We start from the raw sequence: 22,242 nt of genomic DNA on the forward strand, positions 1-22,242 counted from the left end.
GTCGCGATGAGATTGTTTAGCCGAAAACCAACCGCCGAGGCGACGGACCACAAATCCCTGGGCGTCCCTTTTTTGATGAATGCCGACTGGGGCGCCTCGCCGCGCTGGTCAGGACGGTCGGGGGCGAACCTTGCCAAGGCGGGTTACGGACAAAACCCTGTCGTCTATAGATGCACACAGATCATTGCCGAAGCCGCGGCAAGTGTTCCCCTGATGGTCCGGTGCGACCACCAGGTCGTCACGGACGATCACGTGGTGCGGCGCCTGTCTCGCCCCAATGCCGATCAGTCACAGGAGGGGTTTTTCCAGTCCATTTACGCCTATCTCCTGCTGGCCGGGAACGCCTATATCGAGGTGGTTCAGGGGGCGGAGGGGCCTGCCGCTCTCTGGCCTCTTCCGCCTGAGGCCGTCGAGATCGTCCACACGCCGCGCGGCACCCTTGACCATTATCGCCACCGCACCGGTGGACAGGGCCGTCGCCTGGCCCCCGCCGTGAACGGCGCAGGGGGGGTGCTCCATATCAAAACAGCGAATACGGATGGATCGCCGAAAGGGGTGGCGCCCATTGCCGTCGCCGCAAAGGCGATTGATCTTTACGAGGCGGCCACCGCCTGGAACAAGTCACTGCTCGACAATGCCGCCCGTCCCTCAGGGGCCCTCATTCATCGTGGGCCGGAGGGGGCGGCAACGCTGACGGCGGCGCAATTCGAGCGATTGAAGCAAGAACTGGCGGCGACCTACCAGGGTCCCGGCGGCGTCGGTCGGCCCATGTTGCTCGATGGCGGCCTTGAATGGAAGCCGATGAGCCTCAGCCCGAGTGAAATGGACTTCAAAGAGCTGAAACACGGGGCGGCGCGGGACATTGCGCTGGCCTTTGGGGTGCCGCCGATGCTGCTGGGGATCCCCGGCGACAATACCTATGCCAATTATCGAGAAGCAAATCTGGCTTTTTGGCGTCAAACGATCCTTCCCCTCGTCAAAAAAGTCGTGGCGGACCTCTCGGTGATCTTTTGCCGTGAGGAGGTCAGTATCACGCCTGACACAGAGAATATTGATGCCCTGTTTCAGAGCAGGGTCGATCGCCTCACACTCCTTCTGGAGACAGACGTTCTGACCAATGCCGAAAAGCGGGCGCTTCTCGGTTATCCTTCAGACGAGCAGGCATCGTGAAGGAAGACCGACATTTCCGGCTTATCGTGGCGCTTGGGGGCGTTCTCCTGACCCAAAGCCTTGCCGCCTTATTCTGGGCAGGGGCCGCTGCGGAACGTCTTGCGCAATTGGAGGCGCGAGAAAATCAGGCGCAGGAGCTGCTCGAACGCACCGCCCGATTGGAGGAGCAAGGCAGCTTTGTTCTCAGGAGTCTCAGTCGCATTGAAGACAAACTCGAAAGCCCGCGCCCATGACGTCAACCGCACCAACTTCCGTCTTTCGGATCTCAGGCTATGCCGCGCTTTTCGGGCGTCGAGACCTTTCAGGAGATATCATTCGTCCCGGAGCCTTCACCACACGGAAGAGAGGGCAAAAACTTGTCCCCGGCCACGCAGCCCGTGTCATGATGCTTTATCAGCATGCGGCTGACAGGCCCGTTGGCCTGTGGCGAGGAATGAGGGAGGATGACCATGGATTGTTCGTCGAAGGGGATATCCTCCTCACAACATCCGCGGGACGCGATCTCGCCGCCCTTATCGCCGGGGGCGCCATCGACGGACTGTCGATCGGTTTTCGTCCCGGTCGCGCGCGGCGCCTCAAATCGGGGGAGAGGGAACTCCTCTCCGTCGATCTCTGGGAGATCTCCATCGTGAGCTTTCCCATGGCCCCCGGCGCCCGGATCATACGCGCCGGCATCCACCCTTCCCACAACGCCCAATGACGAGGAATATCATGGATCTCGAAACCAAAGCGCTTGGCAGCGCAGAAGAAGCCTCGGTCGCCGAGCTTCTCTATGCCTTCGAAGACTTCAAGCAGACAAACGACCAGCGTCTTGCGGATATCGAACGTCGGGGAAGCGCCGATCCTCTGTTGTCAGAGAAAGTCGAGCGCCTCAACGCCGTCATGACCCGTCAGCAATCGGCACTCGACCGTCTGGCCGCAGAAGCCAGCCGTCCGCAGACGGCAAATGGCGCGGACCTTGTGTCAGAGGAGAAGCAGGCTTTTGACGCTTATATCCGTGCAGGGAATGCTATCCCAACAGAGTTGAAATCACTGGCCGGGGGGAGCGGCGATGGCGCCGTGCTCAGCCCTCAGGAAACCTCGGACGTGATTGACCTCAAATTGAGGGATGCGTCCCCCATGCGCCAATTGGCGACGGTCCGCCGGATCAGCGCGAATGTGTTCCGAAAGCCTGTGCCGCTGACCCCGATTGGGGCGGGGTGGGTCGGTGAGACCGCTGCCCGGCCGGAGACCACGACCCCGACCTTGGTTGCCATCGATTTCCCCGCCATGGAGCTCTACGCGATGCCGGCCGCGACCCAGGCATTGCTTGACGACACCGTGGTGGATCTCTCGGCCTGGTTGGCCGAAGAGATCCAGGCAGAGTTCGCCGCGCAGGAAAGTGCGGCCTTTGTCAGCGGTGACGGGGTCAACAAGCCCCGCGGCATTCTCGATTATAGCACGGCCCCGGATGATACGCGGGCAGCGGATGAATTGGGGACCACACCCTCGTCCGGTGCCACGATCGACGCGGACGACCTGATCGATCTCATTTATACGCTGCCCCAGGCTTATCGCCAAAACGGTCGGTTCATGATGAACCGGTCGACACTGGCTTCGATCCGAAAGCTGAAGGATACGGAAGGGAATTATCTCTGGAGTCCCGGCCTTGGCGGCCAAACGGCATCGCTGCTTGGCTTTTCCATTACCGAGTCCGAACATATGCCCGACGTGGCGAATGGCGAGACGCCAATCGCCTTTGGTGATTTCCAGCGCGGCTATCTGATCGTCGACCGTGCGGGCGTCGGGGTCTTGCGCGATCCGTACTCCGCCAAACCCTATGTTCTGTTCTATACGACAAAGCGGGTCGGCGGCGGCATTCAGGATTATGCAGCCCTCAAACTTCTGCAAATGTCCGCCTAACGATCAGGGCCGCCGGTGCCTATCCGGCGGCCTCCTTGAGGAAGGTGTCCTATGTTCGAGCTCGTCACTCCCCCCAGCGTTGAGCCTTTGGCTCTCAATGATATCAAGTCCGTCCTGCGCATCGATCACGATCGGGATGACGATCTGCTGACGGAGATGCACCGCACGGCGCGAACATATCTTGAACGCCGCCTTGGTTTCGCCTTCCTGACGCAAACCTGGCAAGGCCGCGTAGACATCACGCCGCAGGCATCAATTCGCCTACGTCCCTTTCCTCTTTCGTCCGTCACGTCCGTTCGGCTGATCGCGCCAGACGGGATGACCAGCGACGCCTCGACCGAAAGCTACCAGGTCACAACCGGTCGCCAGGGGCGACTGACCTGGGTCGACACGGCCGCGGCGAGACTTGAGGTCAGCTTTGTCAGTGGGGTGGCGGCGGCGACTGAGATCGATGCCGATATTCTAAGGGCGCTCTATCTACTGACCGCCCACTATTACGAAGAGCGCGAGCTGTTTAGCCGTGACCGGTATGTGCCGGTGCCGATTGCCGTCGACGCCCTCACCGCCAGCTATCGGGAAATGTCCCTGTGATCGGTCAGCTCAAGGAAGAAATTGTCCTGCTCACGCCGGCACCGGTGCCGGACGGCGGTGGGGGAACCGCACCATCATTCTCCGAAACGGGGGGGATTGCCGCGGCGATTACATCGCTTCCGGCCCGAACGATCCGGTTTGCCGATCGTCGTCGTCAGGTTTTGCGCCGTGAAGTGACGATACGATATCGATCCGAGGTGACCTTGTCCTGTCGTCTACATTTTCGGGCTCTTGACTTCGATATTGTGGATTTGCGTCCCGACCGGGATCGCCGGTTCCTCACACTCATCGCCCAGGAGAGAGCGTCATGACCCTTCCCGCTGCGTGGAGTTTGCAAGTCGGCTTGAGGGCGCATTTGTCAGCTGATCTAGACTTGGCGACCCTGTTGGGGACCCCGTCGCGGCTCTATGACCGCGTCCCGGACGACGCTGTATTCCCGCTTCTCACATTGGGGGAGAGCCGTATCTCCCCCCTCGACGGGGATGTGAAGGGGATGGTTCACGATGTCCGGATCAATGCCTTTTCGCGTTGGGGAGGACGCAAGGAAGTCCGTCTCCTAACGGATCACCTTCACACCGCTTTGCACGACCGTACCTTCCCCATCGAAGGATATCGCGTCGTCAGCTCACGTTTCGTTTTTGCCGATCTGTTTCGGCGGCCGGATGGCGATACATATCAAGCGGTCAGTCGCTATCGCATCGTCACATCTGTCGCCTAAGGAGCTATGTTATGACCCCGGTTCCCGGAAAAGATATTTTGATCGAGATCAGCGACGGCCAGGGTGGCTTCGAGATCCTTGGCGGGATGCGAGCCAAAACCTTTTCACTCAGTACAGATACGGTCGATGTCACCCATGCGGAAAGCGCCGGGTGGCGGGCTTTGATGCCGGAAGCCGGGATCAGACGGATGAGCGTCAGTGGAAACGGTTTGTTCATCGACGATCAAGCCGCGGCAAGGGCCCAAAACAGTCTCCTTTCGGCCCAGGTTGACGAGATGCGATTGTCGCTCCCTTCCTTTGGCCATTTCGTGGGCCCCTTCATGGTGACGACGATCGATTATTCGGGAACCTATAAAGGCGAGGCGACGGTCTCACTCTCCTTTGCCTCGGCGGGAGAAGTTCAATTCACGGGGAGTGCATAATGGGCAGTACAGCAACGATAAGGATCGGTGAACGGCAGGTTGGCTTGTCCCTCACCCTCGGCGCGCTGGCCGAAATTGAGGATGCTCTCGGCGCCCCAAGCCTGTCTGAGCTGGCTGTGAAGTTGGCGAACCCCTCCGCCGGTCAACTCCTTGTGATCCTCAAAGCCTTGATGCGCGCGGCCGGGGACGAGGACGCCTTTGATCGTCTCGAAGGGGAGGGGGTCAATCTGCGGGAAGTGCTCGCGGCGATCGCCGCCCTTTTCCGCGATGGCCTTGGAGGGCCGCTGCCGGGAAAGTCGACGCAAACGCGACTCGCTGGGGTGGCTGGATAGCGCTTTGGCTCGGGGCGACATCTCGTCCGTTATCGGAATTATGGTCAATGCGTCTCGATCATTGGGCGGCTTTGTTGACCTTCTGGCAAAGGTCGGGCGACGCAACAACGATGAGCCGAGATGGCTTGAACAGGCTGATCGACAGTCATCGGAGGGAGTGAGAAATGAGTGAGACCGACCCCCGGGTTCCAGGCCTCGATGACGCGGCCTTGTCGCAGTTCGGCGAAAGCTTCCAGAGATTGGTGGAGGAGGACGTCTTGCCATTGACCGAAGTGATGCAAGCGGCCTTTGCCGAACTGGGCGATACGATCGGTGAGGGGCTGAGCGATGCCGCCCGTCAAGGACAACTCAGCATACGCTCTATGGTTGAGGATGTGCTTCGCGACCTTTCTCGTCTTGCGGCAGAGCGGTTGGTGCAGGGGCCCCTCGAAGGGTTGGCTGGCAGGGCATTCGGCGGCGGTCGCGCAGAGGGAGGGGCCGTCGACCCGACGGCCACCTATCTTGTGGGCGAACGGGGACCTGAGCTGTTCGTGCCGCCGGGCGCTGGACGAATTGCGACGCCGCCTTCGTCACTCTCCCTGTCAATCTCGATTTCAGGGGATGGTGCCGGGCCGGCTGCCGACCCGCTGCGCAGGTCCTCTCGCCAAATCGCGCGGCAGGTTGGTCGCCTCCTGACCCAAGGAGGGCGGCGTGATTGACGGCTTCCACGATGTTCAGTTCCCGACAGATCTCGCCTTTGGATCGGCCGGCGGCCCGGAATTTATGACAGACATCACCGCCCTCTCTAATGGCCAAGAGGTGCGTAATGCACGATGGCAGGGGGCGCGTCGTCGCTTCTTGGTCTCACTCGGTCCACGCGCCGTCGGACGGGTCCGTGAGCTCATCGCGTTTTTCGAGGCGCGGCAGGGGCGGCGCTTTGCGTTCCGGTTCAAAGACCCCTTTGACCATTCAAGCGGTCCGGGGGAAGCTGTGTCTCCGACGGATCAGGAGATCGGGACCGGCGATGGGGTGACAAGCCGCTTCGGTGTGAGCGTTCAGGTGGCTCCGTCGCTCCCGCCACGAACGAATATTCTCCCCGTCGTCGAAACGATCGGTGTCGCCGTCGACGGGGTCGTCCTGACCGCTGGTCAGTTCACTTACGATGATCTTGAGAACCAGGTGGTCCTCGCCCAGCCGCCGGCCATCGGCAGCACCGTGACGGCGGGATTCGAATTTGACGTACCGGTCCGATTTGAAAGCGATCGGTTGGTGGTTGAGCGTCATGCTGGCGGGGGAGAAGGTCCGGAGATCGGTCTCGTGGAGGTCGCGCGCTGATGCGACCGATTGATGACGTCACCGCCGCGCGCTTCGCCCGAACAGTGTCAAGCCTTTGTACGTGCTGGCAGCTGATCCTGCGCGATGAGACGCGTATCGGGATGACGGACCACGATAAATCCATCGCTTTTGAAGGGGTGGTGCACGCCCCGGGACATGGGGCCGAGGGGCGTGCGCTTTCCGTCAGCGACGATCTGCGGGGGGACGATAGTGAGATCCTTGCGCTTCTTTCCCTCTCCGGCATTGACCGAAACGCAATCGACCACGGCCGCCTCGACTATGCTCGCCTCGAAATCTGGCGGGTCGATTGGGAGAGCCCTGATGCCAGAATATTACTCCGTCAGGGACGGCTGGGGACGGTCACGCGCCATGGCGAGGGGTGGAGAGCTGAGTTTCTCAGTCTCAAAGATGCCCTCGGGCAGGTCACGGGGCGGCGCTTTGGCCGGGTGTGCGATGCCCGCTTTGGCGATGCGCGCTGTGGTCTCGATATCGCCGCCGCCCCCCTTAAACAGCTCGCGGCGGTCACGATGGGGACGGAAGAAGAGCTGATTGTTAGCGGGCTGATGGATGATCCATCGCATTATGCAATGGGCAGCGTTGAGGTGACGGATGGTCCCTTGGCGGGTCTCAGCCGATCAATCCGCGTCGCCGGGGCGGTGGGGGACGAGGTCAGCCTCTCCCTCTGGGAGCCTTTTCCCGACAGTCTTCTTCCGGGAACGGGGCTCGCTGTCGTCAAAGGGTGCGACAAGCATTTTTCGACCTGCCGTGAGCGATATGCCAACCAGGCGAATTTTCGTGGATTTCCACACATGCCGGGGACCGACATCCTCCTGAAAGCGGCTCAGCCAGCGGAGAATGTGACATGAGGGCCCTTGATGACGTCCATATCGCCAATGCGGCTCGGCGCTGGCTGGGGACGCCTTACCGCCATCAAGCGAGCTGTCTCGGGCATGGGGCGGACTGTCTTGGCGTCATTCGCGGCGTATGGCGTGAGGTGGTGGGCGAGGAGCCTCAGGCACTTCCTCCTTATGCGCCTGGTTGGGCAAGAGGGGGCGACGCCGGGGCGCTCGGTGAGGCTGCCGCGCGGTGGCTGGAGCGCGAAACGGGGCCTCAGGATCCGCCGCCGCCGGGCCGGGTGCTGCTCTTTCGTCTCGCACGACAGGGGCCGATCACCCATTGCGGGATCATGGTTGAGGGGGGGGGGTTCGTCCACGCCTACCAAAATCGCGCCGTTACCCTGTCGCGTTTCGGCCGATATTGGCAGGCGCGCCTGGCGGGGGTCTTTCGTTTTCCGTTGACGGAGGGGTGATGGGAACGACGCTTTCGACCGCCGGTTCATTACTGATCGAAGGGGCGCGGCGGTTGACGCCAGGCCTGATCGATGGGGCCACCGCCTATGCCGCCGGCCAGGTGTTCACCGCCGGCCAGAATCTCCTTTTCGGACCCGTCAGCCGGCAGAGCGAAGGACCGCGGCGGGAAGAAATCCGTTTACAAACAGCATCGGAAGGGCGGGGTATTCCTCGGCTTTTTGGCCGCCAGCGGATCGGGGGGGCGGTGATCTGGGCCACCCCGTTCGAGGAACGCACGGAGGTTACCGAAAGCTCCAGCGGCGGTAAGGGCCTTTCGCGCAGTGTCGAGACCCGGCATGTGACATATCTCTACACCGTGTCCCTGGCCATCGCGCTCTGCGAAGGACCGATCACCCGGATCGCGCGGATCTGGGCGGATGGAGAACTGATCAGCCTTGAGGGGATCGACGTGCGTGTCCACCATGGCACGGAGACGCAAGACCCCGACCCGCTGATCGAAACCGTCGAGGGGAGCGACAGGGCACCGGCCTATCGGGGCATTGCCTATGTGGTGTTCGAAAATCTGCCCCTGGGGCGGTTCGGCAATCGGATCCCGCAGTTTAATTTTGAGGTCGAGCGGCAATGCCCGACCGATGATCCCTATAGCCTCGAACTAGCCCTCGAAGCGATTACGCTCATTCCCGGGGCAGGGGAGACCGTGTACGATCCGTCCCCGGTCTATACCGAGGAGGCCGAAGGGGTTGCCAAGGCGGAGAACGTGACCAATGGACTTGGCCTTCCGAATGCGACGGCGTCCCTTGACCATCTTGCGGCGACTTTTCCTAATCTGAAGGCCGTTTCCGTGTTCGTCTCATGGTTCGGCGATGATTTGCGGGCGGGGCAGACGACGATTGCGCCACGGATTGAGGATCGTGCCCGCACCCTGCGGCCAGAGGGATGGTCAGTCGCGGGTGAAAATCGTGCCACAGCGCGGGAGGTCAGCCGCATTGACGACCGACCGGCCTATGGGGGAACGCCCTCGGATAAAAGCGTTCGTGCACTGATTTCTGATCTCAGGTCCCGGCAATTGTCGGTGGTGTTCAGCCCCTTTGTCTTGATGGACGTGCCGCCGGGGAACGGCTTGCCCGATCCATGGGGAGGGGAGGAGCAGGCAGCTTTTCCCTGGCGGGGGAGGGTGACGGCGGATCATCCAAATGACGATGGCACGGCCGCCGCCCGTCAGGCGGTGGAGGCGTTTTTCGACCGCTATGACTCGATGATCCTTCACTATGCGCATCTTTGCGTCGCCGCAGGCGGGGTCGATGTCTTTCTGTTGGGGTCTGAACTGCGGGGGCTCACGCGCTTGCGGGACGACACGGGTGCGCATCCCGCGGTCGATCGGCTACGTCAATTGGCGGCGGCCGTGCGACAAATCCTCGGACCCGACGTGCAGCTCTCCTACGCCGCGGACTGGACCGAATATGGCGCCTACCATCCCGACGATGGCAGCGGTGACGTGCTCTTTCCCCTCGATTCGTTCTGGGCGGACGAGGCGGTCGATCTGGTGGCGATCGATAATTATATGCCGCTCACCGATTGGCGGGATGGACGCCAGCATGCGGATGCGGCGCTGTTCGATGGACCAACGGACCCGGATTATCTCGCCGCCGGGATCGCGGGCGGAGAGGGATATGACTGGTATTACGCCGATGCGGCGGCGCGAGGGGCGCAGGATCGGACACCGATTCTTGATACGGCCCATGGGGAGGATTGGATCTTCCGTGTGAAGGATTTGCGATCCTGGTGGTCTGAGCCGCACCATGCGCGGCCCGGCGGCGCGCGAGCGGCGACCCCGACCCCTTGGCAGCCTCAATCGAAGCCGATCTGGTTTGCGGAGCTTGGATGTGGCGCCGTGGATCGCGGAAGCAACCAGCCGAATGTGTTCTTCGATCCGAAATCGGTGGAGAGCGGTCGCCCCTATTTCTCCTCCGGTGCCCGTGACGACCGGGTCCAACGACGCTTTCTTGAGGCGCATTTGTGCTATTGGGGCGACCCGCAAAACAATCCGATCTCGGCGCATTATGGCGGGGCGATGATCCCACGAGAGGGGATCTTCGCCTATAGCTGGGATGCCCGGCCCTTCCCGGCCTTTCCCCTGCGTCGCGATCTGTGGGCGGATGGAGAGAATTGGACCACCGGACATTGGCTGACAGGTCGGGCGGGCAAGGTGCCCCTTGGCGCGCTGATCAAGGCGCTCACGTCGGAGGCGGGGATCGGTGCCGTCGATGTCTCAGCGGTCGATCAACTCGTGACGGGGTTTTTGCTGCCGGGGCCGATGCGGGTGAGAGAGGCCTTGGGCGCTCTCCTCGATATCTATCAAATCGATATGGTGGAGCGCGGCGCGCTTTTGGTGATGCGGCCGCGCGCCGGCCGTCCGGCGCTCACCCTTGGGCTGGAGGAGTTGGCGGTGGTGGGCGATGAGCCACCCATCACGATTGAACGTCTGCCGGCGGAGGAGGTCCCCGGCCGTTTGCGCCTCACCTTCACGGACAGCCTTGCCTCCTATGGCTCAGCGGAGGTGGCGATCAGCGATCCGCACCGGCAAGGGGCAGTGACGGCTTTTCGCGAAACTGCGCTCGTCCTCGAGCAGGGGGAGGCGGAGGGGCGGGCGGCCTCCCTGTTGGCTGAGGCGCAGGCCGCAACCGTCCAGATCCGCTTTGCCCTGCCGGCCCATCGGCTGGAGATAGAGCCCGCCGATTGCCTTGAACTCGTCGATGGCGACCGGATCTGGCGGCTTCGTCTGACGGAGATCCTTGATGGTCCCGTTCGTCAGGTGGAGGGGGTGACGATTGCCGAGGGCAGTTTCCAGGGCATCCACGGGGCTTTGCGCGGTCGCTCGGCGGACATGGCCCCCCCCGCGGGGGCGCCGGCGGTGGCGTTTGCCGATCTGCCCCTCCTTCCCACCGGCCGGGATGAGGCGGTTCTCTACGCCTTTGCCGCGGCCGATCCCTGGCCCGGATCGGTGGCGGTTCATGCGGGGGCGGCGGCGGACGCCCCGCTCGCTTTCTCCCTTTCCTCCCCTGCGCGCCTTGGACGCCTCACCGCGCCCCTGGGCCCAGGTCCTCTCTATCGATGGGATCGCGCCGCGGCGGTCACCCTGACCCTTCCCCTCGGCAGTCTGGCGTCGGTCACCGAAGAGGCGGCGTTGTCGGGGGCTACCCTCACCGCCATCGATGCCGGGTCGGGCCGGTGGGAGCTCCTCGTCTGGCAAGATGCGATTCTCCTCCCCAATGGCGATTGGCAGCTCACAACCCTGCTCCGCGGCTTAAGGGGGACTGAGGCTGAGGCGGCTCTCGGGGCGCCGGCCGGGGCTCGGGTGATCTTTCTCCCCGCCAGTCCCAAGGCCGTCCCCCTCTCGCCCGATATTTGGGGGGAAAGCCGCGTCTTTCAGGCCGGCCCCACCGGCGCGACGCCCGGGGACTATCCCTTCGTGACGACCACTGTGCCGGTGGTCGGTGCTGGCGCGCGGCCTTTTTCGCCGTGTCACTTGCGCGCAAGGGCGGAGGGGCAGAACCATTTGCGTGTGAGCTGGATACGGCGCAGCCGCATTGGGGGGGATCGCTTTGATCGCGAAATTCCCTTGGGCGAAGGGCGCGAGGCTTATATCCTGCGCGGCTATGCCGAGGATGACAGTGAAATCGTCACGCAAGAGGTCACATCCCCCACCGCCCTGATCCCCTCTGCTGGGCTGAAACGCCTTGAAGTCACGCAATGGTCTGAGACCTTTGGAGAAGGTCGCGCCGCGGTTCTCCATCTCTCTTGAGCGAAGCGCCTTGAAATTTGGTGGCGGAAGGGAAGATAACGGCGCGTCATCCCCTATGGAGCGCCCTCTTTTTGTCACAGAACCCTTACACAGTTCTCGGGGTCAGCCGTCAGGCCACCGCTGACGACATTCGCAGCGCCTATCGGCGGCTGGCCAAACAGTTTCACCCTGACAAGAATCAAGGGAACGCCGCCGCAGAGGATCGTTTCAAAGCGGTGAATGCGGCCTTCGACATCCTGGGCGACACCGAAAAGCGTCGCCGGTTCGATCGGGGCGAAATCGATGCGGATGGGAATGAGCGGGTGCGCGTCAATCCAGGCGCCGCCTATGGCGCGCGGCCCCGGGGCCAGAGTGGCCCCTTTAAGGGCAGCGGCCCCTCAACCCGTCAGCCGCCGCCGGGGGGCTTTGACGATATCAGCGATATTTTCTCGGACATTTTCGGCCGGAGCGCCCAAGGAAGGGCACGACAGGGATCGCCCAGTCGCGGCGCCGACATTCGCTATCGTCTGACCGTTGATTTCCTTGAGGCGGCGCGGGGCACGACCAAGCGGGTGGTGCTCCAGGGGGGGCAGAGCCTCGATGTGGGGATCCCCGAAGGCCTCCGCGATGGGCAAACCTTACGGCTGCGCGGGAAAGGCAAGCCCGGCGCCAATGGCGGCCCGGCCGGGGACGTCCTCGTCGAGGTGAGCGTGCGGCCGCATCCAGTCTACTCCCTCAAGGGGGACGATGTGACGATGGAGCTGCCGATCACGCTGAAAGAGGCGGTGATGGGCGGGAAGATCGAACTGCCGACCCTGCGGGGCACCGTTATGATCCGGTTGCCCGCAAATACGAGCTCGGGCGTGTCTTTCCGGCTTCGCGAAAAGGGGATGAAGAATCCCAAGACAGGGACCATCGGGGATCTCTATGCCAAGACGAGCATCGTCCTGCCCGAGGAACCGAATGAAGCGCTCAAGTCTTTCGTGGAAGCTTGGAAAGAGGGAGATGACCAACCGCGGGAGGATCTCTTCGGGGCCGCCGATTGAGCCCGAGGGGCCGGTTTCTCGGCGCCGGTGGGCGCCTCGCACGGCGCCGGAAGGGTGGGAGGAGAGCTTGCTGACTTACGTAAGTTTAAGCCCCTCGTCACCAACGCGTTAGGTCAGGCTGCCCATTTAGAAGGAAGACATGATGTTCGAGAGGATCTCCATAATGAATTCGGCGAATTTCAGACGCTCCTTAGTGGCTGGCGTTGCAGGCTTTGCCCTTGGGATTGCGGCGGGGGGTACGCTGTTGGCGCAGGAGGGGCCGAAGGAGGCCCGTCCCCAGCTCATGGCTCCCGACCCCGGCTTCATTCAGCAATTATCCTTCGCCGATCTCGTCGAAGAGGTCAGCCCAGCGGTGGTTAGCATCAGAACCGAGGCAGATGTGCCGGTCAGTGCGCGGATGGGCATTCCTCCCGAACTTGAGCGCATGCTGCCGCCGAGCTTCCGAGAGTTCATGCCCGAGATGGAAGAGGAAGAGGGCGAAACGACCCGCCGCTCCCTTGGCCAGGGGTCGGGGTTCTTCATCAATGATCGCGGACATATCGTCACCAATAATCACGTTATTGACGGGGCCGATGAGATCACTGTGGTCCTGAACAATGGCGATGAATTGACCGCTGAACTGGTGGGAATGGATCCGTGGTCGGATCTTGCCGTGCTCAAGGTCGATCCGTCTCCGGATCAACGCTATGTCCAATTTTCCGAAGAGTCCGATCTGCGCGTGGGCGATTACGTTCTTGCCGTGGGGAACCCCTTTGGGCTTGGAGGGTCGGTCACGTCAGGGATCGTTTCCGCCATGGACCGCGATGGGGGCGCACGAAACCCTTATAGTGGATTCATTCAGATCGATGCGTCGATCAATCGCGGCAATTCCGGGGGGCCGACCTTCGACCTCAGGGGGAATGTGGTGGGGGTGAACACCGCCATTATCTCGCCCACCGGCGGCAATGTCGGCATCGGTCTGGCCGTCCCGGCGGAGCTGGCGGCCGATGTCGTGCGTCAGATCATCGATAACGGCGCGGTGACGCGAGGATGGCTCGGCGTTGGGATCGGCGATGTCGATGATCGCCTCGCCGCGGCGGTGGGCCTCGACTCGCCGGTGGGGGCCATCGTTCAGTCGGTTCAACCGGACTCCCCTGCGGAAAAAGCCGGATTTGAAGAAGGCGACGTTGTCCTCGAATTCGGCGGCAAATCTATTGACAGCGCCACCGGGCTGACCCGCGTTGTGGGGGGATTTGAGCCGGGGAAATCCTATAAGGCCAAGGTGATCCGCGGCGGACGGGAACGGACGCTTACGGTGACACTCGATCGGCGGGATCCGACCGAAGCGCGGGCCGCGGGGGGCGCCGATGAAGGCGAGCGCGAAAACAGCAGTGCCGCGCCGACAGAAACCGAGCTTGGTCTTGGCCTCACCCTCTCAAGTCTCACGACCAGTCTTCGGGAGCGCTATGGCTTTGACGAGGACACGACCGGTGTCCTGATCGCCAAAGTCGATCGCAATTCGGAATCGGCCGAGGCTGGTTTCCGCGAAGGCATGGTGGTCAGCCGGGCTGACAACGAAACGATCACGCAGCCTGAGGATTTGGTCAAAGCCGTGAAGGCCGCCAAACAACGCGGCAAGGAAGCGCTGCTCGTCCGGGTACAGACCCCTCGTCAAGGGGCCTTCTTCCTCGCCATGCCGGTCGAGGGACAGAGCTAAGGAGCGGCGGGCGTCCCCTAAGGGACCCCTCCGTTGGGAGAATGTTATGAAGATATTGGTTGTCGAGGACGATGCCGACGCGGCGAAATTCTTGATCAAGGGATTGCGCGAAGCGGGACATGCGGTCGACCATGCCTTGGATGGTGATACCGGGAAAAACATGGCCGAGAGTGGCGGATACGATGCCTATGTGATCGACCGTATGCTGCCCGGTATTGATGGGCTCACCATGCTTGAAATGCGTCGATCCGCGGGGGATCAGACACCGGCCTTGTTTCTGTCCGCTCTCGGAGAGGTCGATGACCGGGTTGCGGGATTGAAGGCGGGGGGGGACGATTATCTCGTTAAGCCCTATGCGTTCTCCGAACTCATTGCTCGGGTCGAAGCCTTGGGCCGACGCCGGGGGCCGACGAATATTCAAACCACCTTTACGGTGGGTGATCTTGAAATGGATGTCCTGACCCGAACGGTCCGACGGGCGGGAAAGAAAGTCGACCTTCAGCCGCGAGAATTCAGATTACTCGAATATCTCATCCGGCATTCCGACCAGGTCGTGACCCGTACGATGTTGCTTGAAAATGTCTGGGAATATCACTTCGACCCCCAGACGAACGTCATCGATGTGCATATCTCTCGATTGCGCTCGAAAATCGATCGCGACTTCGACAAGCCGCTCCTGAAAACCGTGCGGGGGGCGGGCTATACACTGACCGACGAAGACTAGAGCATTTTCAAGCGAACTGGGCACCGGTTCCCGTGAAGATAAGGCGATACAATAAAGACCTAAAGACGTCTCACGATACAGCGTGATCTGAAACGGCTCTAGGTCGCATATTACCCCCGTCCTTCGGGGGACGGCACAGGGGCGCTATGGCCAAGGAAGAGGCGAGGGGACGGTTGTTAAGTCGGAAAGGCCTCGTCTTTCGGCTGATCAATGCCAGTGCCTTTCGCTATACCCTCTTATTCTTTGTGATCTTTCTCGTCGCCGTGACGGGGATCGGGTTTGTCGTCTTCAAATCCATCCTGGACACCACGATGCGCCGTATCGACCGGGAGATGATCGCCGAATTCGCTTATCTTGATGAGCTTCGGGCACGGACGGATCCGAACAACCCCTCGGTTCTGGCGAACGAAGTCGCCCGCCTACAGCTGATCAGGCGAGACGCGCTCTATGCGGTTTTTATCGGCGAGGACCACCAGGTCTTGACCACGGACTTTCGCACTCTTCCCGCCGAAGGACTTACGGCGGAAGGGATGTTCAGATTCACCTATACGTCGAACACGGTGAATAAAGCCAGTGGGGAGGTGGTCGGGGTCGATCGCCCCGCCGTCGGCCGGCGGCGAGAGTACATCTATACGCGCTATGACGGGGAGAATGTGCCCCTCACCGTTTTCACCGCCCGCGACATCAGCGAGATCGATCAAATAACGGCCGCGGCTCAAAAGATCGCGCTGCGGGTGCTTCTGGTGGCGCCAATCCTCGCTATTCTCCTCGGTCTTGCCTTTACGAGCTTTATCCTGCGGCGGGTCGAGCGCATCGGCCAAACCGTGCGGGCCATTCGGGATGGCGATCTCTCGAAGCGGATCGCGCTGACGGGATCCAACGACGAGTTCGATACTCTGTCGGATAACATCAATGCGATGTTGAACCAGATCGAACGCCTGATGACCGGCATGCGTCAGGTCTCGGACAATATCGCCCACGATCTTCGCTCGCCCCTGACACGGATCAAGGCGCGCCTTGATCGCGTGCTGCAGGAATCGGACCCAAATACCCAGGAGGTCCTGGAACAGACGGCGGTGGATGTGGAGCGGCTCTTGGCCACCTTCAACGCGCTCCTGTCGATCACGCGGATTGAGGCGGGGGAGAGCGGCGGTACCACGACATTGGTGGATTTGAAGGCGGTGGCGGAGGAGATGTTGGATCTCTACGAACCCGCCGCCAGCGAAGAAGGGTTCATATTGGTCGGCAATATCAACCCGACGCCGCTTATCCGCGGTACGCGAGAATTGATCAGTCAGGCTATCGCGAATCTCCTCGACAATGCATTCAAATATGCCCGTCATCCGGACCGACCTGACCTGACCCCCACGATCGAGCTGACCGTCTCGCCAAAGGTCGGGGGCGGGGCGCTCTTGTCGGTCATGGACAATGGCCCCGGCGTGTCGGAATCAGATCGTGAACGGATTTTGCAGCGCTTTGTTCGTCTTGAGCAAAGCCGCTCTACCACCGGCAATGGGCTTGGGCTTTCCCTCGTCGCGGCCATCGCGCGACGTCATAATGCCAGTATCTCGGTAGGCCGTGGATTGATGCACAGTCGCGACGGGCGTGCCCTCGCGACGGATCGCGACTACGGACTGGCGGTCCGCTTGGCGTTTCCCCCGCCGCCAAAGCCCTCAAAAAGCACATTGGGGATCAATGCTTCGCGTAATGCTAGTCTACAGCTAAAAAAAATGGATACCCCAAACAATTAGGTCTTGCTCCTATGCCCCAATCACTTCCTTATCGCAACGAAGCGCATTGTTATCGAACGATCGCGTGGGCGGAGGGAAAAGAAAATGAGCAAAGCCGAATTCATCAGCAATGTTGCCGCAGCCGGCGACATGTCCAATGCCGAAGCCAAACGAATGGTCGAACTTGTCTTTGGAGAGATCGAAGCAGGTCTCAAGCGAGCCAAAAAAGACGGCAAGTATACGATTGGGACGTTTGGGACGTTTACGATCACCAAGCGCCCGGCACGCAAGGGGCGCAATCCTCGGACCGGCGAAGAGATCAAGATCAAGGCATCGAAATCTTTGCGGTTCCGGCCCTCATCCAATTTGAAGGCGGCCGCCGGGATCAAGTAATCCGGCTGACCGGTCTTTTGTGACCGGCGTGTTCGGCAAAGCCTTCGCCGAGGCCCTTGCAGCGTCGGGCGGGGGCGCGATCGCCGCTTTTGGGCAGGGCGACGATACTCGTGCGCGTTTTCTCTCTGGACTTGGTCACCTTTCTCCGTTTCTTGGGCGGGCTCTCACCCGTGACAAGGAGCGTCTTGATCGTATCCTCCGCGCTGATCATGGCGACGGGTTCGCTGCGCTTTATGCAGAAGATCCTGGCACCGAGAAAGAGACGGCAAAGGCTTGTTTGAGGCGACAACGGACCGATGTCATCGTCGCCATTGCCCTGGCCGATTTGGCCGGGATCTTTTCCCTTAACGACGTCACGGGCGCCTTGAGCCGCTTTGCGGATTGGGTCGTCTCTTGTGCCCTTGCCACGGCGTGGGAGGTGGTGAACACGCTGCGCGGCGTTGGCCTCGACCCGTCGCGCCCAAGGGCGGGCCTGACCTTTTTGGCGATGGGCAAACACGGCGCAGGCGAGCTTAATTATTCCAGCGATATTGACCTCGTGGCCATCTACGACCCCGATCTTATCCCCGTCGCAGAGGGCAGTCGTTTTGACGCAAAGGGCGTCGCCATGCGCGTCGTCCAACAGGTCGTCGACATCCTAGAAGATCAAACCTCGGACGGTTTTGTCTTTCGGACTGATTTGCGCCTTCGCCCCAATCCTAGCGCGACCCCTATCGCCGTCTCCCTCAGTGCTGCCGCGCAATATTATGAGATCTACGGACAGAATTGGGAGCGCGCGGCTTTCATCAAGGCGCGCCCCTGTGCCGGAGACCGGGAGGTCGCCGCCGAATTCATGGAGATGATCGGGGCCTTTGTCTGGCGCAGAACGCTAGATTTCGGCGCCGTCGCCGATATTTACGCCGTCAAAGCGCAAATCCATGCCGAGAGGGGGCGACCCGACCTCGAAGCTGCGGGGGCGAATGTCAAACTCGGGCCCGGGGGCATTCGGGAAATCGAGTTCTTTGTTCAAACTCAGCAACTCTTGCTCGGGGGGCGGGACCCAACGCTTCGCTCCCTCCGCACAATTGATGGGCTTCGGCAATTGACCGCGGCAGGCTATGTCGATGACGAAACCTGTGCCGGAATGACCGCGGCGTACGATTTTTTGCGGCGTGTCGAGCACTGCCTTCAGCTAAGGGAAGATCAGCAGACACAGGATCTGCCGACGGAGCCAGCGGAGTTGGACGTTATCGCGGCTCTTAGTGGTTTTGCGGGGCGCGACGACTTTCTCTCGACGCTCACGACCCATCTCGTTTTCGTTCACGATACCTATGCCGATCTATTCCATGTGCCGAATGACGACGGCAAGGTAGATGGAAATCTCGTCTTTACGGGCGTTGACGATGATCCGCGTACGCTAACCACTTTGCGGAGTATGGGGTTTGCGTCCCCCGAATTTGTCACCGAGCGCATACGCCGTTGGCACCGGGGAGAGATTCGCGCGGCACGGTCGGTTCGGGCGCGTGAGCTGCTTACGGCTCTGGTCCCCCGCATTCTCTTGCGCCTTGGCGCCGGTGAGGAGCCAGATATCGCCTTTGCGGCCTTGGACGATTTCCTGACCGCTTTGCCGGAAGGTGTGCAAACTCTTGCCCTTTTTACAACCTATCCGCAGGTGTTGGACGAGCTTATCCTGCTTTGTTACTCAGCTCCCGCCCTATCAAAAAAGCTCGCCTCTCGTCCGGCCCTTGTGGAAGGATTGCTGGAGGGGGTGGATGTCAGTCCCCCAGATTTTCCCGAGGCGACGGAATGGAGCTTTGAGGAAAAGTTGGACGAAACCCGGCGTATTGTCGGTGAGCATCGCGTCCGCGCGGCGGCGGGGTTGATCCTCGGCCAGATGGGCGCCGAGACGATCGGGGGGGCGCTGAGCGCGACGGCAGATCGGGCCATCGACTATTGCGTCGATGCTGTCACCAAGATGGCCGCAGAAGAGGGGAAATTGCCCGATGGGCAGTTGGCGGTGCTGGGGTTTGGACGCCTCGGGCTTGAGCGCTTGACCCTTGGTTCCGATCTCGACCTCGTATTCGTTTATCGGCTGACGGAACAAAAGGCTGAAGATGAGGTGCTCTTTACACGCTTGGTCAGGCGTATCGTTACCGCTCTCTCGGTGCCAACCGCCCAAGGGGACCTCTATAAGATCGATATGCAATTGCGGCCATCGGGGGGGGCCGGGCCGGCGGCCGTCTCCATTAATGCGTTTCGGACTTATTATGACAAGACCGCTTGGGTATGGGAGGAGATGGCCCTCACCAAGGCGCGCATCGTTGCAGGAGATCCATCCCTTGCTGAGGATGTCACATCGGTCATTGATCAGCATTTGGTCAAAAAGCGGGATCGAGCGACGGTCTGCGAAGCCGTAAGGGAAATGCGCGTTCGATTGTATAATGAAAAAGCGCCTCGTACCGCCTATGATGTCAAGCGATTAGCGGGGGGGCTGACAGATGTTGAGTTTTTGGCCCAGGGCATTTCATTAATTCACGGATCTGCATTGGGGCGCCTTCCCCGAAGGGCAGATGAGATATTCCGAGAAGTGAAGCAAGCGGGGCATCTTGAGGCCGAGACGGCTGACGCGTTGGCCAGCGCCTATCTCGCCTATGACTCGTTTGTGCAATATGCTCGGGCAACGTTGGGGAGTGAGCCGCCGGCTCGAATCCCCGATGGATTTCTTCAGCGGCTAAGTCGTATTGAGCCCCTTTGGCTCGCCGGCTCCGTCGACGATCAGTTGGCGGTCCATCGTCGGGCGGTCTACTCAGCCTTCAGCCAGCTTATCGGCCCTTATGACGCGACGCTCGATTGATCCGTGGCGGTAGAACGGGCCTGCGGCGCCGGTCGCCTGGTCAAAATCCGGGCCCGTCCCTCAAGAAGAGAGGGAAGGCTGACCATGCTATCTGCCCCCCGCGGTAGACATATCGCTGCCACTGTGCCGCGGCGTGGTTCGCTGGTCACCGCCAGAAGACCATTCTGCGCCTCCATCAAACTCTTCGACAGCGCAAGGCCAAGCCCCGTCCCTCTGCTGGCGCGGGAGAAATGATCGTCAGCCAGCTCAAAGGGCTGGCCGAGTTTCTCTAATTGCTCCGGTGTCATACCGATGCCTGTATCGGCGATCAGGATGGTGACGGTCGTCAGATCGACAAGGGTGGTGACCGTCACCGCCCCCCCTTGGGGGGTGAATTTCTGGGCATTCGAGAGGACATTGAGGATCACCTGCTTGACCGCCCGGGGATCTGCCCAGACCGAGGGGATATGGTCGGTCAGAGAGCGGAACTCCAAAGACGCTTCCCGCATCTGCATCTCGACGAGACGCAAACTTTCCTTGAGCAGACGATCGAGATCCACCTGACAAAGATCCAGGTCGAGTTTTCCTGCTTCGAGTTTCGAAAGGTCCAGAATGTCGTCGATCAAATTCAGGAGATGGCTGCCACTTGCGTGAATATCCTTGATGTACTCGACATATTTTTTGTGACCCAAGGGGCCGAAGAGCTCTTCCTTCATCAGTTCGGAAAAGCCATTGATAGCGTTGAGGGGGGTGCGCAATTCATGGCTCATATTGGCCAGGAATTCAGACTTCGCCCGGTTCGCTTCCTGGGCGTTCAGCTTCTCAGTCTCATAGCGCCGGACAGCTTCCCTGAGGTCTTCGCGATTTCTCTTCAGCACCTCAACGGTGTGTTGAAGCTCCCGCTCGTTCCGTGCGCGTTGCTCGGCTTCGATCTTCGCATCACTGACATCGTGCGCGACGCAGACCCAGCCCCCGCCAACGGTTTTGGTCCTGACGACCCGGACGAATTGTTCGTTGGGGAAAACGGCTTCGACGGCTTGGTCGTCGTCAGTCGGCGGCGTGAAATGGGCGAGCAACGGGCATAGGTCCGCTGAGGCCAGGGCCATCAGGGCACCGGCGTCGATACCTTCCGCCACCGCTCCTCTATCGATTCCGAACAGGGAAAGAAAAGGTGCGTTCCAAGCAAGGAGGCGTTCGTTCTGATCCCATAAGAGGAAGGCCTGAGGGAGCGCCTCGACAGTCTCGCGCAGGCGGTCGACCTCCTGGCTCGCTTGCGGGTCCGCCAAGCCGGAATCCCCCAGCGGGACGGCAATGCCCATCCCTTCGGCATCCGAGGTGGTACGGAACAGCACCCTGGCATAGGTCCCTTCAACCGTCCGACATCTGAGCACCAAATCGCCGCCGCCGATATCGTCGGCGAAGAAAAAACGGTGGGCGACGGGCGTATCGGCCTGGTGGATAAATCCTTCCAGGTCGTCGGTGGGCATAGTGACGTTCTGGCGTGTGAAGCCGAGAGCGGCCCGTGTCGCGGCGGGCAATACGACGCCCGTATTCTCCCGCCGCCAAATGCCGATTCCGGCGCGTTCGGGGCCCAAAATCCGGCTCAGGAGATGACGGCGCTCGCCCTCGGAAATCGCTTCGGTATGACGTGTGCGGATCGCCATCGCCATCAGTGCCCAGCAGAGACCTGCGATCCCAACTCCGACGGAAAGGTAGGGGGCCCAGAGAGCAAAGGGGATCAGCGGCACCGGCTGCGCGGCCACCAACACCTGATCGGGGGTCAGCGCTCGGGCGGTTGCCGCCCATCGTCCGCCATTCCCATCGATCAGGGTGACGACATCCCCTTGCGGGGGCAACGCCTCCAATCGGTCTAAGGCAAAATAAGGGGCATCCACCTCGCCGAAAGCGGAGACCTGACGAAGATTTCTGTCGACGATCATCATCAGCCCGCCGCTGGGGGCATTATAGGCGAGGAGGTCTGCGACCGGCTCACTCACCGGGCGGTTGGGCCCAAAGGCGATCGGGGCCGCCTCCTCAAGGGCGTCAAGGGACGCAAGGGATCTAAGACCGAGATTGAGGCCCCGCTCCCGCGCTGCCGTCCGATGGTCGGTGACCGCGGCTGTCAGCAACGCGCCGACCGATACCCCGGTCAGTAGAAAGGCGGCCGCGGCAATGCGACCGAGATTGCTGGCCGGTCGAGGACCAGTTGCGGCGGGGCGTTGGCCAAAGCGGGCGCCGAGGTCGAAGGGCAAGAGTCTAACCATTCCCGGCCACTTACCGGTGTTCGGATCCCGCTGTCAC

The 22,242-nt window shown here is 61.3% G+C and carries 21 protein-coding genes; 20 read left to right on the forward strand and 1 reads right to left on the reverse strand.

From position 1 onward, the window contains the following. Nucleotides 1–6: 6 nt before the first annotated feature. The 20 genes from PB2503_RS07550 (at nt 7) to PB2503_RS07645 (ending at nt 19,962) form a co-directional block, all read left to right on the forward strand. Nucleotides 7–1,170 (forward strand): phage portal protein, encoded by a 1,164-nt coding sequence (locus PB2503_RS07550; RefSeq protein WP_013300642.1) that lies wholly within the window; start codon nt 7–9, stop codon nt 1,168–1,170. Continuing rightward, nucleotides 1,167–1,403, forward strand: coding sequence for a hypothetical protein (locus PB2503_RS07555; RefSeq protein WP_013300643.1), 237 nt, complete (start codon nt 1,167–1,169; stop codon nt 1,401–1,403). The genes PB2503_RS07550 and PB2503_RS07555 overlap by 4 nt, the downstream gene beginning before the upstream one ends. Then, nucleotides 1,400–1,870: an HK97 family phage prohead protease gene (locus PB2503_RS07560; protein ID WP_013300644.1), complete on the forward strand. Its 471-nt coding sequence runs from the start codon at nt 1,400–1,402 to the stop codon at nt 1,868–1,870. Before PB2503_RS07555 ends, PB2503_RS07560 begins: the two co-directional genes overlap by 4 nt. An 11-nt stretch (nt 1,871–1,881) precedes the next feature. Next, the gene (locus PB2503_RS07565) at nt 1,882–3,072 is read left to right on the forward strand and encodes a phage major capsid protein (RefSeq protein WP_013300645.1); all 1,191 of its coding nucleotides are present in this window, start codon (nt 1,882–1,884) and stop codon (nt 3,070–3,072) included. A gap of 51 nt (nt 3,073–3,123) precedes the next feature. Then, entirely contained in the window at nt 3,124–3,663 is a 540-nt protein-coding gene (locus PB2503_RS13965) for a head-tail connector protein (RefSeq protein WP_013300646.1), read from the forward strand. Next, nucleotides 3,660–3,974: a head-tail adaptor protein gene (locus PB2503_RS07575; RefSeq protein ID WP_013300647.1), complete on the forward strand. Its 315-nt coding sequence runs from the start codon at nt 3,660–3,662 to the stop codon at nt 3,972–3,974. The genes PB2503_RS13965 and PB2503_RS07575 overlap by 4 nt, the downstream gene beginning before the upstream one ends. After that, a complete protein-coding gene (locus PB2503_RS07580) occupies nt 3,971–4,381 on the forward strand; it encodes a DUF3168 domain-containing protein (protein ID WP_013300648.1) in 411 nt (136 codons plus the stop codon). Before PB2503_RS07575 ends, PB2503_RS07580 begins: the two co-directional genes overlap by 4 nt. Before the next feature lie 11 nt (nt 4,382–4,392). Beyond that, nucleotides 4,393–4,803 (forward strand): phage major tail protein, TP901-1 family, encoded by a 411-nt coding sequence (locus PB2503_RS07585; RefSeq protein WP_013300649.1) that lies wholly within the window; start codon nt 4,393–4,395, stop codon nt 4,801–4,803. Next, nucleotides 4,803–5,135, forward strand: coding sequence for a gene transfer agent family protein (locus PB2503_RS07590; protein WP_013300650.1), 333 nt, complete (start codon nt 4,803–4,805; stop codon nt 5,133–5,135). The genes PB2503_RS07585 and PB2503_RS07590 overlap by 1 nt, the downstream gene beginning before the upstream one ends. 164 nt (nt 5,136–5,299) lie before the next feature. After that, entirely contained in the window at nt 5,300–5,833 is a 534-nt protein-coding gene (locus PB2503_RS07595; RefSeq protein ID WP_013300651.1) for a phage tail tape measure C-terminal domain-containing protein, read from the forward strand. Next, nucleotides 5,826–6,449 (forward strand): DUF2460 domain-containing protein, encoded by a 624-nt coding sequence (locus PB2503_RS07600; protein ID WP_013300652.1) that lies wholly within the window; start codon nt 5,826–5,828, stop codon nt 6,447–6,449. The genes PB2503_RS07595 and PB2503_RS07600 overlap by 8 nt, the downstream gene beginning before the upstream one ends. Beyond that, nucleotides 6,449–7,315, forward strand: coding sequence for a DUF2163 domain-containing protein (locus PB2503_RS07605; protein ID WP_013300653.1), 867 nt, complete (start codon nt 6,449–6,451; stop codon nt 7,313–7,315). Before PB2503_RS07600 ends, PB2503_RS07605 begins: the two co-directional genes overlap by 1 nt. After that, the gene (locus tag PB2503_RS07610; protein ID WP_013300654.1) at nt 7,312–7,758 is read left to right on the forward strand and encodes an NlpC/P60 family protein; all 447 of its coding nucleotides are present in this window, start codon (nt 7,312–7,314) and stop codon (nt 7,756–7,758) included. The genes PB2503_RS07605 and PB2503_RS07610 overlap by 4 nt, the downstream gene beginning before the upstream one ends. Continuing rightward, nucleotides 7,758–11,561: a baseplate multidomain protein megatron gene (locus tag PB2503_RS07615; RefSeq protein ID WP_013300655.1), complete on the forward strand. Its 3,804-nt coding sequence runs from the start codon at nt 7,758–7,760 to the stop codon at nt 11,559–11,561. The genes PB2503_RS07610 and PB2503_RS07615 overlap by 1 nt, the downstream gene beginning before the upstream one ends. Before the next feature lie 71 nt (nt 11,562–11,632). Then, a complete protein-coding gene (locus PB2503_RS07620) occupies nt 11,633–12,586 on the forward strand; it encodes a DnaJ C-terminal domain-containing protein (RefSeq protein WP_041535454.1) in 954 nt (317 codons plus the stop codon). Between the two features lie 163 nt (nt 12,587–12,749). Then, entirely contained in the window at nt 12,750–14,282 is a 1,533-nt protein-coding gene (locus tag PB2503_RS07625) for a Do family serine endopeptidase (protein WP_041535455.1), read from the forward strand. 46 nt (nt 14,283–14,328) lie between these two features. Continuing rightward, entirely contained in the window at nt 14,329–15,006 is a 678-nt protein-coding gene (locus PB2503_RS07630) for a response regulator transcription factor (RefSeq protein ID WP_013300658.1), read from the forward strand. Nucleotides 15,007–15,179: 173 nt separating this feature from the next. Further along, the gene (locus PB2503_RS13970; protein WP_158305835.1) at nt 15,180–16,757 is read left to right on the forward strand and encodes a sensor histidine kinase; all 1,578 of its coding nucleotides are present in this window, start codon (nt 15,180–15,182) and stop codon (nt 16,755–16,757) included. Nucleotides 16,758–16,841: 84 nt separating this feature from the next. Beyond that, nucleotides 16,842–17,129: an HU family DNA-binding protein gene (locus PB2503_RS07640; RefSeq protein ID WP_013300660.1), complete on the forward strand. Its 288-nt coding sequence runs from the start codon at nt 16,842–16,844 to the stop codon at nt 17,127–17,129. Nucleotides 17,130–17,148: 19 nt separating this feature from the next. Next, complete coding sequence (locus PB2503_RS07645) at nt 17,149–19,962, forward strand: bifunctional [glutamine synthetase] adenylyltransferase/[glutamine synthetase]-adenylyl-L-tyrosine phosphorylase (protein ID WP_013300661.1); 2,814 nt, start codon at nt 17,149–17,151, stop codon at nt 19,960–19,962. On the opposite strand, the gene PB2503_RS13975 is transcribed toward PB2503_RS07645, so the two are convergent. Continuing rightward, entirely contained in the window at nt 19,941–22,205 is a 2,265-nt protein-coding gene (locus PB2503_RS13975) for a sensor histidine kinase (RefSeq protein WP_013300662.1), read from the reverse strand. The genes PB2503_RS07645 and PB2503_RS13975 overlap by 22 nt on opposite strands. Nucleotides 22,206–22,242 lie beyond the last annotated feature (37 nt).

This window comes from Parvularcula bermudensis HTCC2503 (genome assembly GCF_000152825.2).
Classification (GTDB): domain Bacteria; phylum Pseudomonadota; class Alphaproteobacteria; order Caulobacterales; family Parvularculaceae; genus Parvularcula; species Parvularcula bermudensis.